This window comes from Bacillus sp. PSXD-155, assembly GCF_049310765.1.
GTDB lineage: Bacteria > Bacillota > Bacilli > Bacillales > Bacillaceae_G > Bacillus_A > Bacillus_A cereus.
This window is the reverse complement of sequence record NZ_JBMOWC010000020.1, coordinates 1-13,213: the sequence shown is the minus strand read 5'-3', so window position 1 is coordinate 13,213 and position 13,213 is coordinate 1. Positions and strand designations below refer to the sequence as shown.

The window sequence follows — 13,213 nt, the reverse complement described above, 5'->3', positions numbered from 1 at the left end:
ATGTAAGGAGCGTTTCTATATGATAAAGCGAATGTTAAAGCAAGTAGAACAGATGGTAAATGGTACTGGATTAGCAGAGCAATATGAGGGAACTATTATTCAAGGCGTGTCTATTGATACGAGAAAAATTGAAAAAGGAAACTTATATGTTCCGATTCAAGGGGAGCGTTTCGATGGACATGCTTTTGTAGATAAAGCAGTTGAAAATGGAGCTGTAGCTACATTGTGGATGAAAGATGTAGCAAATCCACCCGAGAATCTTCCGGTTATTTTTGTAGAAGATACGCTATCTGCACTGCAAATGTTAGCGAAAAACTATCGCGATCAATTGGATGTTAAAGTTGTTGGTGTGACAGGTAGTAACGGTAAAACATCCACGAAAGATATTGTGACAAGTATTCTCGCGACTAAGTTCAAAGTTCAAAAAACAGAAGGGAATTTCAATAACCATATTGGGTTACCTCTCACTATTTTAAACTTAGAAGAAAATACAGAAGTAGCTGTATTAGAAATGGGTATGTCAAGCCGAGGAGAGATTGAATTTTTATCTAAGTTAGCTCGTCCTAATGCAGCTATCATTACGAATATTGGTGAAGCACATTTAATGGATTTAGGATCTCGTGAGGCCATTGCTGAAGCGAAATTAGAAATTGTTACAGGGTTACAAGAAGGTGGCGTGTTCGTATATAATGGAGATGAGCCGTTATTAACGAATCGTGTTCCTGAAATGAATTTAGCAGCGGAAACAGTTACGTTTGGTGATGCAAGAGCCAACGATTACTATCCAACAACTGTAACATTACAGGCAACTGGGACACATTTTAAAATGAATAGAGATGAAAATATTTCATTCTACCTACCGGTGTTAGGAAAACATAATGTGTACAATACACTTGCTTCAATGGCAATTGCGACACATTTTGGTGTGACGTGGGAAGAAATGAAACAAGGTTTAGTAACACTTCAAATGACGGGCATGCGTATGGAGATTGTAAAAACGGATAGTGGATTAACAATTATCAACGATGCTTATAATGCAAGTCCGACGGCTATGGAGGCAGCATTCCATTTAATGAATGGTTTAGATGGATTTACTAAAAAAATCGTTGTGCTTGGTGATATGTTAGAACTTGGAAATCAAGAAGTGCAGTTCCATTATGAGGTAGGTAAATTAATCGATCCAGCAAAAATCTCACATGTATTCACATACGGTAGATTAGGAGCTCAAATTGCTGAAGGAGCGAAAATTAATTTCCCTAATGAACGTGTAAAGGCGTATGATAATAAAGAAGAGTTAGTAAGAGATTTACAAGCAGTAGTCGATGCGAAAGATGTTGTATTAATAAAAGCATCTCGCGGTATGAAATTAGAAGAAGTAATTACGATGTTGAAATAATTGGTGTATATAAATAGGGATGATAGTCACGAAAATAGAAGAAACTTATAATAAGCGCTTACAGTAAATGATAAAAAAATAAAAGTAAAGAAAAAGGCCCTGAATATAAAATAAGGTAACAGTTGGGTTTGCTTTTTACACATACAAAACTTATAATTGATAAAGTGTAATAACGTTTAGAAGTATTTTCGTGAAGAATATACGCCCGGTTATATACGTGAGCATTCAGGAAAAGGGCTTTTCCGCAAATTCGGAAAACGCCTTTTTTTAAATGATAAGTATAGGATAGAAAAGGAGAAGTAACATTGACAACATTTCGAGAATTAGGATTAAGTGAGTCTTTACTGCAATCGGTTGAAAGTATGGGCTTTGAAGAGGCTACGCCGATTCAAGCTGAAACAATTCCACATGCATTGCAAGGTAAGGATATTATTGGGCAAGCGCAAACAGGTACAGGGAAAACAGCAGCATTCGGATTACCACTATTAGATAAAGTGGATACAAATAAAGAAGCAGTTCAAGGTATTGTTATCGCGCCAACGCGTGAATTAGCAATTCAAGTTGGAGAAGAGCTATACAAAATTGGTAAACATAAACGTGTTCGTATTCTACCAATTTATGGTGGTCAAGATATTAACCGCCAAATTCGTGCTCTAAAAAAACACCCACACATTATTGTTGGTACGCCGGGTCGTATTTTAGATCATATTAACCGTAAAACACTTCGCTTACAAAACGTAGAGACTGTTGTTCTTGATGAAGCGGATGAAATGTTAAACATGGGCTTCATTGAAGATATTGAAGCGATTTTAACAGATGTGCCAGAAACACATCAAACATTATTATTCTCAGCGACAATGCCAGATCCAATCCGTCGTATTGCTGAGCGTTTCATGACTGAGCCTCAACACATTAAAGTAAAAGCAAAAGAAGTAACAATGCCAAACATTCAGCAGTTCTATTTAGAAGTGCAAGAAAAGAAAAAGTTTGACGTGTTAACACGCTTACTAGATATTCAATCTCCAGAGCTTGCGATCGTATTCGGTCGTACAAAGCGTCGTGTTGATGAATTATCAGAAGCATTAAACTTACGTGGTTATGCAGCAGAAGGTATTCATGGTGACTTAACACAGGCGAAACGTATGTCTGTATTACGTAAATTTAAAGAAGGTGCTATTGAAGTTCTTGTTGCAACAGACGTTGCTGCACGTGGTCTTGATATTTCAGGCGTAACACACGTATACAACTTCGATATCCCACAAGATCCAGAATCATACGTTCACCGTATCGGTCGTACTGGCCGTGCAGGTAAAAAAGGTATTGCAATGTTATTTGTAACACCACGTGAATCAGGACAATTAAAAAATATCGAGCGTACAACAAAGCGTAAAGTTGATCGTATGGAAGCACCGACACTTGATGAGGCATTAGAAGGTCAACAACGTTTAATCGCTGAAAAACTTCAAAGCACAATCCAAAATGAGAACTTATCATACTACAAGCGTATTGCAGAAGAAATGTTAGAAGAGAATGACTCTGTAACAGTAGTAGCTGCTGCTTTAAAAATGATGACTAAAGAGCCGGATACAACTCCGATCGCTTTAACATCAGAACCACCAGTTGTTTCAAGAGGTGGCGGTTCTAAAAAACGTGGCGGTAACGGAGGCGGATACCGTGATGGTAACCGTAATCGTAGTCGTGACGGACGTGGCGGTGGCGATGGTCGTAACCGTGATGGACGTAATCGTGACGGAAACCGTGATCGCAATCGTGATGGAAACCGTGATCGTAATCGTGATGGTGGTAGTCGTGGTCGTAGAGGTGAAGGTCAAGGTCGCCCAGGATCTTCAAATGGACGCGGCGAAAGAAAACATCATAGCCGTCCACAAGCTTAATAAAAAAGAGAATGCCCTTTGTTGGCATTCTCTTTTTTTATTTCTGTAATTGTGCATACTACATAGTAGTTATGATAGAAAAGGGGCTGTTATATGCTTGTAAGGCTTGGTTACGTTGCGATGAGTGTGCATTTGAAGAATGCATCCCCATCTCAAACGATGACGTACGCACAGTTTCAGAAAATAGATGATCGTGATGCTGCAATTCGTAAACTTGAAAGAATTGCTAATTCCAATTTGGAAAATTGTTTACGTTTATTAAAGCATAATAAGGGACATGACATATCTTTCTTTCGGCTTAGTTCTAAGCTCATTCCTTTAGCGAATCATGAGGAATTGCTAGAGTGGAACTATATTCGTCCTTTAAAAGAAAAATTGAAAGAATTAGGTGAATATGCAATTCATATGAATATGCGAATTGATTTCCATCCAGATCATTTTGTTGTACTAAATTCACCTGAGGAGAGTGTTTTTAAACAATCTGTAAAGACATTGCAGATGCACAAAAAATTATTAAAAGGCATGGGGATTGAACATAAGCAACGATGTGTACTACATGTTGGAGGAGGGTATAAAGATAAAGAACTTGCATTAGAGCGTTTTATAGAGAATTGGTCTAATGTCCCAAGGGGTATTCAAGAAATGATTATATTAGAAAATGATGATACAACTTTTACGTTAGAGGAAACATTATATTTAGGAGAAAAATTAGATATTCCCGTCGTGTTTGATTTGCATCACCATATGATGAATAATGAGCAAGAAGATTGGTATGAAGATTGGGCACGTGTTGTTCATACGTGGGAAACATCTTTGTTACCGGTTAAAATGCATATCTCTAGCCCTAGAGAGGGAAAAGATCCAAGAGCTCATGCAGATTATATTAATGTAGACGCATTTTTATCTTTTTTAAGAAGGATAAAGGGAAGTGTTCCGCAAATTGATTGTATGATTGAGGCGAAGATGAAGGATGAGTCTTTATTTCAATTAATGAGGGATTTAAACGAACAGGTAGATGTAGAAATTATCGATGGTGCAAGCTTTTATATTAAATAAGCTTTGCACCATCGTTTTTTTTTGTTAAAAAAGGAGTTAAAATGCCGCCGGTTATTAAACCTGTTAAATGACTGATCGGATTGGCGGAAGGATTAAAGAAAGTAAATAGCAGTAATAGAAGTATCACAATTGAGAAAATGGCAATTTCTTTTGGTTTTGAAGAGCGGTATCGATTGTACAATAAAAATAATTGTGCGCCTAATAGTCCGAAAATACCACCTGATGCACCTGCGTGAATATATTCAGGAGGCATAATAATATAAGAAGAAATATTTCCGGAAATTCCAGAAAGAAAAAATAGAATAAAAAAAGAAAAGTGTCCGAGTTGCTTTTCGATAGAAGAACCAAGTGCAAACAAAAAAATACTATTAGAAAGAAAATGTTGTAAGTCTACGTGTACCAGAAGGGAAGTTATGACACGCCACCATTCTCCTTTAGCGATATATTCATTAGAGGCTGCCAGTGGGAAGAGGAAAAAGTCGCCTAATATCATCATGACTAAGTGAATAAAAAGTAAGGTGAGAATAGTCGGTTGTAAAGAAATCTGAGTAGATCTTATTAGCATACGGTTACTATCACCCCTTTTGCATCAGAAAGATTCTCTGTTATTCTTATCAATATGAAAGAAGAAAGTTAAATAGAAGAAGGGGATTTTGAAATGATTATAGGGATTGGAATCGATATTATTGAATTAAATCGTATTGAAAAAATGCTAGATGGAAAGCTTAAATTTATGGAACGTATTTTAACAGAAAATGAACGTAATGTTGCTATGGAGCTGAAAGGAAGTCGTCTTACAGAGTTTGTAGCTGGAAGGTTTGCAGCGAAAGAGGCGTATTCAAAAGCTGTAGGTACTGGTATCGGGAAAGAAGTGAGCTTTTTAGATATTGAAGTGAAAAATGATGAAAGAGGTAAGCCGATGCTGATTACAAGTACAGAGTATGTTGTTCATTTATCAATTAGTCATAGTAAGGAATTTGCTGTTGCTCAAGTTGTTTTAGAAAGCTCGTCACGCTAGTCTGCATATTTTATATCTTTGTCTCATATATTTGAGGTAGCGATAAGGAAGGTACATCTTCCATTCATTTATAGGGGCAAAGGGGCTGAAGTGATGAAAAGGCGTCTGTTTTTAGTTCTTGTCGGTTTGTTGACCGTTTTTGTGTTGGCGGGTTGTGTGGAAAAGAAACAAGATGATGTCGTGAGAGATTTAGAGGCGAAAGTAAAAGGGATGAAAAGTTATCAAGCTGAAGCGAAATTATCTATTAAAACAGGGAATGAGCCTCAGGAGTATAATGTAGAGATTTGGCATAAGGAACCGTCTTTTTATCGTGTGAATTTAAAGAATGCAAAAAAAGATCAGAGCCAAATCATTTTAAGAAATGAAGAAGGTGTATTTGTATTAACGCCAGCACTTAATAAGAGCTTCCGTTTTCAAAGTGATTGGCCGCAAAATAGCAGCCAGGCTTATTTATATGAATCACTTGTAAGAGATATTTTGCAGGATAAGAAAAACCTTACTTTCGAGAAAACAGATAAGTATTATATTTTTAAAACAAAAACAAACTATCAACATCAAAATATGTTGCCGAAACAAGAGATTACGCTGAAGAAGAGCGATTTGACTCCAGTTTCAGTGAAGTTAATGGATAATGATCAAAATGTTCTTGTAAAAGTAGATTTCTCTAAGGTGAAATTCGATGCGAAATTTGATAAAGGTGCATTTGATACGAAACAAAATATGTCTAGAGCGCAGGTAGATGTTCAAACAACAGCAAAAGAAGACAAACCGTTTGCTATTTTGTATCCACTTGATACACCGCAAGGTATGACTCTGCAAGATGAAAAAGAGTTGAAGACAGACAGTGGCAAGCGTGCGATACTCACATACACTGGAAATAAGAAATCCTTTACTTTAATACAAGAAAAGGCAAAAGTTGCAGAGGCTTCATCAGCGGTAAGTGTAAGTGGAGAACCAGTTGATCTTGGGTTTACGATTGGTGCATTGACGAAAGACTCTGTAACGTGGTCGCATAACGGAGTAGAATATATGCTCGTGTCTAAAGGTTTAGAGCCGAAGGAGCTACTAATGGTTGCTCGTTCAGTTACAGCGAAGCAGGTGAAGTAAACTTCTTAGACGTGGTGATATATGTGCACCACGTCTTTTCTTAGTTTGAAGGTGGATTTCATAAAAGAAGCATATAAAAGAATAAGCTTCGCATATCGTGTATAAGGAAGTGTATTTATGGAAGAAGCACCATTTTACCGTGACACTTGGGTGGAAGTGGATTTAGATGCCATTTATAACAACGTTACGCATATTAAAGAGTTCATCCCAAGTGATGTAGAGATTTTTGCTGTAGTTAAAGCAAATGCATATGGGCACGATTATGTACCGGTGGCTAAAACGGCATTAGAAGCGGGTGCAACAAGGTTAGCAGTTGCTTTTTTAGATGAAGCTTTAGTGCTTCGGAGGGCTGGTATTACTGTGCCGATTTTAGTGTTAGGTCCCTCGCCGCCGCGTGATGTAAATGTAGCTGCTGAAAATGATGTAGCGCTAACTGTTTTTCAAAAAGAATGGGTGGACGAAGCAATTAAACTTTGGGATGGTTCATCTGTAATGAAATTCCATATTAACTTTGATAGTGGTATGGGGAGAATTGGAATACGTGAAAGAAAAGAACTGAAAGCATTTTTAAAGAGTTTAGAAGGTGCACCGTTTTTAGAGTTAGAAGGAGTATACACGCATTTTGCAACGGCAGATGAGGTTGAGACTTCGTATTTTGATAAGCAATATAATACGTTCTTAGAGCAGTTAAGTTGGTTGAAAGAATTCGGAGTGGATCCTAAGTTTGTCCATACAGCTAATAGTGCTGCCACGTTACGTTTTCAAGGGATTACATTTAATGCAGTGCGAATTGGGATTGCAATGTATGGATTATCTCCTTCTGTAGAAATACGTCCTTTTTTACCATTTGAATTAGAACCGGCGCTATCACTGCATACGAAAGTAGCTCATATTAAACAGGTGATTAAAGGTGATGGAATTAGTTATAACGTCACTTATCGAACGAAAACTGAAGAATGGATCGCGACTGTAGCGATTGGTTATGCAGATGGATGGCTTAGAAGATTACAAGGATTTGAAGTGCTTATAAATGGTAAAAGGGTACCGATTGTAGGGCGAGTAACAATGGATCAGTTCATGATTCATCTTCCTTGTGAAGTGCCGCTTGGTACGAAAGTTACGCTTATTGGAAGGCAGGGAGATGAGTATATTAGCGCTACAGAGGTTGCGGAATATTCAGGGACTATTAATTATGAAATTATTGCAACGATCAGTTTCCGTGTGCCAAGAATATTTATACGGAATGGTAAGGTTGTAGAGATAATTAATTACTTGAACAATATATAGAAGGTAGTATGATTGCTTCTTGTCATTGGAGTGACTGTTCATTACTGGATAATAAGCTCTTTTTGATGAGAAGCTTTTTACTTATAATCATTTTTTATATAAGTTACACGTAAGTTTTGAAGAGGAGTTCTATTGTTTTTAGTTAGTTATGAGATAAAAAATTTAAGAAGATGAATGTTTTGTTTATGAATTGGAAAACATAAGCAAGGAATAAGGAAGTCTTTGCAACAGGCTCCATACAATGGTATTATTACAATAGGTGTCATATATATATTTGGGTGTGTAGTTGACGGTGGAGGTGTATTTTTGTGTCCGAATCAAGTGTAACTACTGAAATCGTGGTTCGGTTGCCAAAGCAAATGGTAACGGAATTGGACGGAATTGGAAAACAAGAGAATAAGAATCGCCATGAACTAATTTGCCAGGCAACACAATTGTTATTGCGTCAACATAAGACGAAGAAACGCTACCAACATGAATCAATGCGACGTGGGTATATTGAAATGGGAAAAATTAATCTTGGTATTGCATCTGAAGCTTTCTTAGCGGAGTATGAAGCAGCTCATACAGTAGAACGCTTAGTTAGCGGGGGGTAATATTTTGATTGTAAAACGCGGCGACGTGTATTTTGCAGACCTTTCCCCAGTTGTTGGTTCTGAGCAAGGAGGCGTTCGTCCGGTTCTTGTCATTCAAAATGACATCGGAAATCGTTTTAGTCCAACGGTGATTGTAGCGGCTATTACTGCACAGATTCAAAAAGCGAAATTACCCACTCATGTGGAAATTGATGCGAAAAAGTATGGTTTTGAGAGAGATTCTGTTATTTTACTTGAGCAGATTCGAACAATCGATAAGCAACGCTTAACGGACAAAATCACTCATTTAGATGAAGTGATGATGAGTCGTGTAGATGAAGCGTTACAAATTAGTTTAGGACTAATAGATTTTTAAATCGGCAGTTTAAGTTGCTCTCTTTGAAGGGCAACTTTTTTTTATTATAGAGGAGGTTACGGTTGTATATGGAAATGGTAGATAATCGACAAGCGTTAATGAAAATGTTAGTGAAAGAATTAGGCTTTAGCGAAAAGCAAGTTCGTCATGTTATTCAATTAACAGAAGAAGGTAACACAGTTCCATTTATTGCTCGTTACCGAAAAGAATGGACAGGCTCTTTAGATGAGGTGCAAATTCGTGCGATTTTAGAGAGATGGCAATATATGATGCAACTTGAAGATAGGAAGGAAGAAGTTATTCGTCTTATTGATGAGAAGGGAAAACTGACAGGAGAGCTGAGACAGCAAATTGTTAAAGCTACAAAGTTGCAGGAAGTAGAAGATTTGTATCGTCCATATAAAGAGAAAAGAAGAACGAAAGCGACGATTGCAAAAGAAAAAGGGTTAGAACCGTTAGCTGAATGGTTGTTGTTATATAAGAAAGAAGATCCGGCTAAAAAGGCAGTGGAATTTATTAATGCAGAGAAAGAAGTGCAATCTGCAGAAGAAGCTTTACAAGGTGCACAAGACATTATTGCAGAAATGATTTCAGATGAAGCTACGTATCGTAGTTGGATTCGAAATATTACTTTTAGAAAAGGTATTATGTCTTCGTCTGTAAAAGGTGAAGAAAAAGATGAAAAGAATATATATGAAATGTATTACAGTTATGAAGAACCATTGCAAAAAGTAGTACCACATCGTGTATTAGCAATGAATCGCGGTGAGAAAGAAGATATATTGAGAGTTTCTGTTGTCCCACCAGTAGATGAGATATTAAATTTCTTATATAAGAAAGTAATTCGTGATAACGATTCTAAAAGTGCGCATTATGTACAATTAGCGATTGAAGATGGTTATAAACGATTAATTCAATCTTCAATCGAAAGAGAAATTCGTAAAGAATTAACAGAAACAGCTGAAGAACAAGCGATACACATTTTCTCTGAGAACTTACGTAACTTATTATTACAACCTCCGATGAAAGGGAAAGTCGTGCTAGCGGTAGACCCGGCATATAGAACTGGTTGTAAATTATCTGTAGTAGATGATACGGGGAAAGTACTACATATTGATGTTATTTATCCGCATCCGCCTGTTCGTAAATATGATGACGCAAAAACGAAAGTTCTTTCTATTATAGATAAATATCAAGTTGAAATGATTGCAATTGGTAATGGGACAGCATCTAGAGAAACAGAGGAATTTATAGTAGATGTATTACAAAGTGTGAAACAGGAAGTCTTTTATATTATTGTAAATGAAGCGGGTGCTAGTGTATATTCAGCTTCTGATTTAGCTCGTGAAGAATTCCCGAATTTACAAGTTGAAGAGAGAAGTGCCGTTTCTATTGGAAGACGTCTGCAAGACCCACTGGCTGAACTTGTGAAAATTGATCCTAAATCAGTTGGGGTTGGACAATACCAACATGATGTATCTCAAAAGAGATTGAATGAGTCATTAACATTTGTAGTAGAGACAGCTGTTAACCAAGTTGGGGTTAATGTAAATACGGCTTCGGTTGCATTGTTACAATATGTTTCAGGTTTATCGAAAACTGTTGCGAAAAATATTGTGGCAAAGAGAGAAGAGGATGGGAAATTCACAAAGCGCACGGAATTAAAGAAAATCCCACGTTTAGGTGCAAAGACGTACGAACAATGTATAGGTTTCTTGCGTATATTAGAAGGAGCGAATCCATTAGATAGAACAGGTATTCATCCCGAACAATATAAAAATGTTGAATTGTTATTGAAGAGTTTAGGGTTATCGATAGATGACGTAGGACAACCGCAATTACAAAAGAGATTGGAAGAAGTAGAGATTTCTAAGTTGTCTCAAGAAACGGGGGTTGGGGAGCCGACGTTAGTTGATATTATAGATGCGCTCATTAGCCCAGAACGAGATATGAGGGATGAGTTGCCTAAACCACTTCTGAAAAAAGGGATTTTGAAATTAGAAGATTTAAAACGTGGTATGGAACTAGAAGGAACAGTGCGTAACGTTGTTGATTTTGGTGCTTTTGTTGATGTAGGCGTAAAGCAAGATGGTTTAGTGCATATTTCTAAGCTTAGTAAACAGTTTGTAAAGCATCCGTTAGATGTTGTATCAGTAGGACAAATTGTAAAAGTATGGGTAGATGATATTGATACAAAAAAAGGACGCGTTGCACTATCTATGTTGCCGATTGAATAGTAAGAGAAGAGAGCAGATGAAACTGCTCTTTTTTTATAGAATAAAAAGTGTAATGGATTATGAGTTTTGATGTATTTTGCTATAATAAAACCAGCATTCATTTAGCAATTTAATTTGATACCGGTTTTTTTCGAAATATGCACGTTGCATCTGTTTTTTTAGCCACGTAGGCATAGGAATCCCTCCTTGTTTAATCCTACTCTCAAAAATCTAAAGTGCTATTGATGAGAGGTTGGTGAGTGGATTTCTATTCATGTTGTGTTTTTAGAAACCACGCGTCTTGAATGAGGATGGGTATATGTACTATTTAATATATGTATAAGAAGCGCGAAAAGTGTAAAAATATTTTTTTGTTTAGGAGGAATGAGAATGGGCGAGGGAGAAATTCAACGGCTAGTGGAAGAAGTATCGCTACAATACTTCGGAATGCCGTTTTTACATAAAGCAACGTTCAATAGTAGGCTGCGTACAACTGGTGGGCGTTATTTGTTGAAGAGTCACAATGTTGAACTGAATTATCGATATTACGAAATGTATGGTAAGGAGGAGTTAATCGGAATCATCAAACATGAACTGTGTCATTATCACTTGCATATTACAGGAAGAGGGTATAAGCACAGGGACAGAGATTTTCGTGAGTTGTTAAAGAAAGTTGATGCACCTCGTTTTTGTAAACGAATGATTAATGAAGAGAAGGAAAAAAAGATTTATAAGTATGAATGTATGGAGTGTTTACTTCAATATGTAAGAAGGCGTCAAATAAATACAAAAAGATATGTCTGCGGAAAGTGTAAAGGGAAACTCAAACCGATATCGAAAACATCTTGACAGTAAAAACACAATCCAGTATATTATAAACATGTCACGTTTGAACAAGATGTTGTTAAAAACTTCTTGACTTACAGAAAGAATTTTTATAAGATACAAATTGTCTTCATTATTCCGCAGTAGCTCAGTGGTAGAGCTATCGGCTGTTAACCGATCGGTCGTAGGTTCGAGTCCTACCTGCGGAGCCATACAGAGAAGTACCCAAGTGGCTCAAGGGGCTCCCCTGCTAAGGGAGTAGATCGCTAACGCGGTGCGAGGGTTCGAATCCCTTCTTCTCTGCCATACATATTGGCCCGTTGGTCAAGTGGTTAAGACACCGCCCTTTCACGGCGGTAACACGGGTTCGAATCCCGTACGGGTCACCACTTCGGAGGATTAGCTCAGCTGGGAGAGCACCTGCCTTACAAGCAGGGGGTCGGCGGTTCGATCCCGTCATCCTCCACCATATGAATTTTATATGAATAGTATTATCGCGGGGTGGAGCAGTACGGTAGCTCGTCGGGCTCATAACCCGAAGGTCGCAGGTTCAAATCCTGTCCCCGCAACCAAATGGTCCCGTGGTGTAGTGGTTAACATGCCTGCCTGTCACGCAGGAGATCGCCGGTTCGACCCCGGTCGGGACCGCCATTTTAACTTCTGCTAATTGGCAGTTGTTTTTTATTGGACATTATGGTACAATAACATTTGTCTTTGAAAATAAGATATTTTTTCGATGGGCTATAGCCAAGCGGTAAGGCAACGGACTTTGACTCCGTCATGCGCTGGTTCGAATCCAGCTAGCCCAGCCATTTACGAGCCATTAGCTCAGTTGGTAGAGCATCTGACTTTTAATCAGAGGGTCGAAGGTTCGAATCCTTCATGGCTCACTTTTTGTTTTTTCCGCGCGGTCGTGGCGGAACGGCAGACGCGCTAGGTTGAGGGCCTAGTGGGGGAAACCCCGTGGAGGTTCAAGTCCTCTCGGCCGCATCAAAAAAATCTTAAAAAAGTACTTGCATTTGAAAATGTAGTATGATAAGATAATTGAGTCGCCAAAATACAACGACGAAAAAACATCATGAATAAGCGCCCGTAGCTCAATTGGATAGAGCGTTTGACTACGGATCAAGAGGTTAGGGGTTCGACTCCTCTCGGGCGCGCCAATTACGGGAAGTGGCTCAGCTTGGTAGAGCACCTGGTTTGGGACCAGGGGGTCGCAGGTTCAAATCCTGTCTTCCCGACCACGCGGGTGTAGTTTAGTGGTAAAACAAGAGCCTTCCAAGCTCTGGTCGAGAGTTCGATTCTCTTCACCCGCTTTTAGTTCTTTGAAAACTGAACGAAACAAACAACGTGAAACGTCAATTTTTATTTTTAGATGCTAGACAAACTAACTTTATTGGAGAGTTTGATCCTGGCTCAGGATGAACGCTGGCGGCGTGCCTAATACATGCAAGTCGAGCGA

Annotated in this window: 12 protein-coding genes, 12 tRNA genes and 1 rRNA gene; 23 read left to right on the top strand and 2 right to left on the bottom strand. The window is 38.1% G+C overall.

What is annotated here, in order from left to right:
* Window positions 1–19: 19 nt before the first annotated feature.
* The 3 genes from murF to uvsE all read left to right on the top strand — a co-directional run bounded on the left by murF (window position 20) and on the right by uvsE (window position 4,347).
* A complete protein-coding gene (gene murF, locus ACO6VI_RS20795) occupies window positions 20–1,396 on the top strand; it encodes a UDP-N-acetylmuramoyl-tripeptide--D-alanyl-D-alanine ligase (protein ID WP_000595969.1) in 1,377 nt (458 codons plus the stop codon).
* A gap of 305 nt (window positions 1,397–1,701) precedes the next feature.
* Entirely contained in the window at window positions 1,702–3,291 is a 1,590-nt protein-coding gene (locus ACO6VI_RS20790) for a DEAD/DEAH box helicase (protein ID WP_000206602.1), read from the top strand.
* A gap of 93 nt (window positions 3,292–3,384) precedes the next feature.
* A complete protein-coding gene (gene uvsE / locus ACO6VI_RS20785) occupies window positions 3,385–4,347 on the top strand; it encodes a UV DNA damage repair endonuclease UvsE (protein ID WP_000961144.1) in 963 nt (320 codons plus the stop codon).
* On the opposite strand, the gene ACO6VI_RS20780 is transcribed toward uvsE, so the two are convergent.
* Entirely contained in the window at window positions 4,340–4,912 is a 573-nt protein-coding gene (locus ACO6VI_RS20780) for a rhomboid family intramembrane serine protease (RefSeq protein ID WP_000908526.1), read from the bottom strand. The genes uvsE and ACO6VI_RS20780 overlap by 8 nt on opposite strands.
* Window positions 4,913–5,005: 93 nt before the next feature.
* On the opposite strand from ACO6VI_RS20780, the gene acpS reads away from it, so the two are divergent.
* From acpS to ACO6VI_RS20750, 6 genes are all read left to right on the top strand, one after another.
* Window positions 5,006–5,365 (top strand): holo-ACP synthase, encoded by a 360-nt coding sequence (gene acpS / locus ACO6VI_RS20775; RefSeq protein ID WP_000583419.1) that lies wholly within the window; start codon window positions 5,006–5,008, stop codon window positions 5,363–5,365.
* Between the two features lie 156 nt (window positions 5,366–5,521).
* Window positions 5,522–6,472: a LolA family protein gene (locus tag ACO6VI_RS20770; RefSeq protein WP_002094231.1), complete on the top strand. Its 951-nt coding sequence runs from the start codon at window positions 5,522–5,524 to the stop codon at window positions 6,470–6,472.
* A gap of 117 nt (window positions 6,473–6,589) precedes the next feature.
* Window positions 6,590–7,759, top strand: coding sequence for an alanine racemase (gene alr / locus ACO6VI_RS20765; protein WP_000390593.1), 1,170 nt, complete (start codon window positions 6,590–6,592; stop codon window positions 7,757–7,759).
* A 308-nt stretch (window positions 7,760–8,067) separates the two neighbouring features.
* Window positions 8,068–8,355: an antitoxin EndoAI gene (locus ACO6VI_RS20760; RefSeq protein ID WP_000004570.1), complete on the top strand. Its 288-nt coding sequence runs from the start codon at window positions 8,068–8,070 to the stop codon at window positions 8,353–8,355.
* A 4-nt stretch (window positions 8,356–8,359) separates the two neighbouring features.
* Window positions 8,360–8,710: a type II toxin-antitoxin system endoribonuclease NdoA gene (ndoA, locus tag ACO6VI_RS20755; protein WP_000635965.1), complete on the top strand. Its 351-nt coding sequence runs from the start codon at window positions 8,360–8,362 to the stop codon at window positions 8,708–8,710.
* Window positions 8,711–8,778: 68 nt separating this feature from the next.
* Window positions 8,779–10,947, top strand: a complete 2,169-nt coding sequence (locus ACO6VI_RS20750; protein ID WP_000426207.1) for a Tex family protein — start codon at window positions 8,779–8,781, stop codon at window positions 10,945–10,947.
* A 57-nt stretch (window positions 10,948–11,004) separates the two neighbouring features.
* Here the strand turns inward: ACO6VI_RS20750 and cmpA are convergent, their stop codons facing one another.
* Entirely contained in the window at window positions 11,005–11,121 is a 117-nt protein-coding gene (gene cmpA, locus ACO6VI_RS20745) for a cortex morphogenetic protein CmpA (RefSeq protein WP_001143640.1), read from the bottom strand.
* A gap of 195 nt (window positions 11,122–11,316) precedes the next feature.
* On the opposite strand from cmpA, the gene ACO6VI_RS20740 reads away from it, so the two are divergent.
* The 14 genes from ACO6VI_RS20740 to ACO6VI_RS20675 all read left to right on the top strand — a co-directional run.
* Window positions 11,317–11,775: a SprT family protein gene (locus ACO6VI_RS20740; RefSeq protein ID WP_000503730.1), complete on the top strand. Its 459-nt coding sequence runs from the start codon at window positions 11,317–11,319 to the stop codon at window positions 11,773–11,775.
* Window positions 11,776–11,888: 113 nt separating this feature from the next.
* Window positions 11,889–11,963: transfer RNA gene (locus tag ACO6VI_RS20735), tRNA-Asn, on the top strand.
* Window positions 11,964–11,966: 3 nt separating this feature from the next.
* Window positions 11,967–12,057: transfer RNA gene (locus ACO6VI_RS20730), tRNA-Ser, on the top strand.
* 8 nt (window positions 12,058–12,065) lie between these two features.
* Window positions 12,066–12,140: transfer RNA gene (locus tag ACO6VI_RS20725), tRNA-Glu, on the top strand.
* Window positions 12,141–12,144: 4 nt separating this feature from the next.
* Window positions 12,145–12,220 (top strand) — tRNA-Val (locus tag ACO6VI_RS20720).
* 26 nt (window positions 12,221–12,246) lie between these two features.
* Window positions 12,247–12,323, top strand: a tRNA-Met gene (locus ACO6VI_RS20715).
* A gap of 3 nt (window positions 12,324–12,326) precedes the next feature.
* Window positions 12,327–12,402: transfer RNA gene (locus tag ACO6VI_RS20710), tRNA-Asp, on the top strand.
* An 86-nt stretch (window positions 12,403–12,488) separates the two neighbouring features.
* Window positions 12,489–12,563, top strand: a tRNA-Gln gene (locus ACO6VI_RS20705).
* A 5-nt stretch (window positions 12,564–12,568) separates the two neighbouring features.
* Window positions 12,569–12,641 (top strand) — tRNA-Lys (locus ACO6VI_RS20700).
* 17 nt (window positions 12,642–12,658) lie between these two features.
* Window positions 12,659–12,741, top strand: a tRNA-Leu gene (locus ACO6VI_RS20695).
* A gap of 96 nt (window positions 12,742–12,837) precedes the next feature.
* Window positions 12,838–12,914 (top strand) — tRNA-Arg (locus ACO6VI_RS20690).
* A 4-nt stretch (window positions 12,915–12,918) separates the two neighbouring features.
* Window positions 12,919–12,995 (top strand) — tRNA-Pro (locus ACO6VI_RS20685).
* Window position 12,996: 1 nt separating this feature from the next.
* Window positions 12,997–13,067, top strand: a tRNA-Gly gene (locus tag ACO6VI_RS20680).
* A 77-nt stretch (window positions 13,068–13,144) separates the two neighbouring features.
* Window positions 13,145–13,213: ribosomal RNA gene (locus tag ACO6VI_RS20675) — 16S ribosomal RNA — on the top strand; the annotation flags it as partial.

Coding starts and splice junctions, on each gene's coding strand:
- acpS (WP_000583419.1), top strand. CDS start 5,006: ATGATTATAGGGATTGGAATCGATATTATTGAATTAAATCGTATTGAA.
- ACO6VI_RS20750 (WP_000426207.1), top strand. CDS start 8,779: ATGGAAATGGTAGATAATCGACAAGCGTTAATGAAAATGTTAGTGAAA.
- alr (WP_000390593.1), top strand. CDS start 6,590: ATGGAAGAAGCACCATTTTACCGTGACACTTGGGTGGAAGTGGATTTA.
- uvsE (WP_000961144.1), top strand. CDS start 3,385: ATGCTTGTAAGGCTTGGTTACGTTGCGATGAGTGTGCATTTGAAGAAT.
- ACO6VI_RS20740 (WP_000503730.1), top strand. CDS start 11,317: ATGGGCGAGGGAGAAATTCAACGGCTAGTGGAAGAAGTATCGCTACAA.
- murF (WP_000595969.1), top strand. CDS start 20: ATGATAAAGCGAATGTTAAAGCAAGTAGAACAGATGGTAAATGGTACT.
- cmpA (WP_001143640.1), bottom strand. CDS start 11,121: ATGCCTACGTGGCTAAAAAAACAGATGCAACGTGCATATTTCGAAAAA.
- ACO6VI_RS20780 (WP_000908526.1), bottom strand. CDS start 4,912: ATGCTAATAAGATCTACTCAGATTTCTTTACAACCGACTATTCTCACC.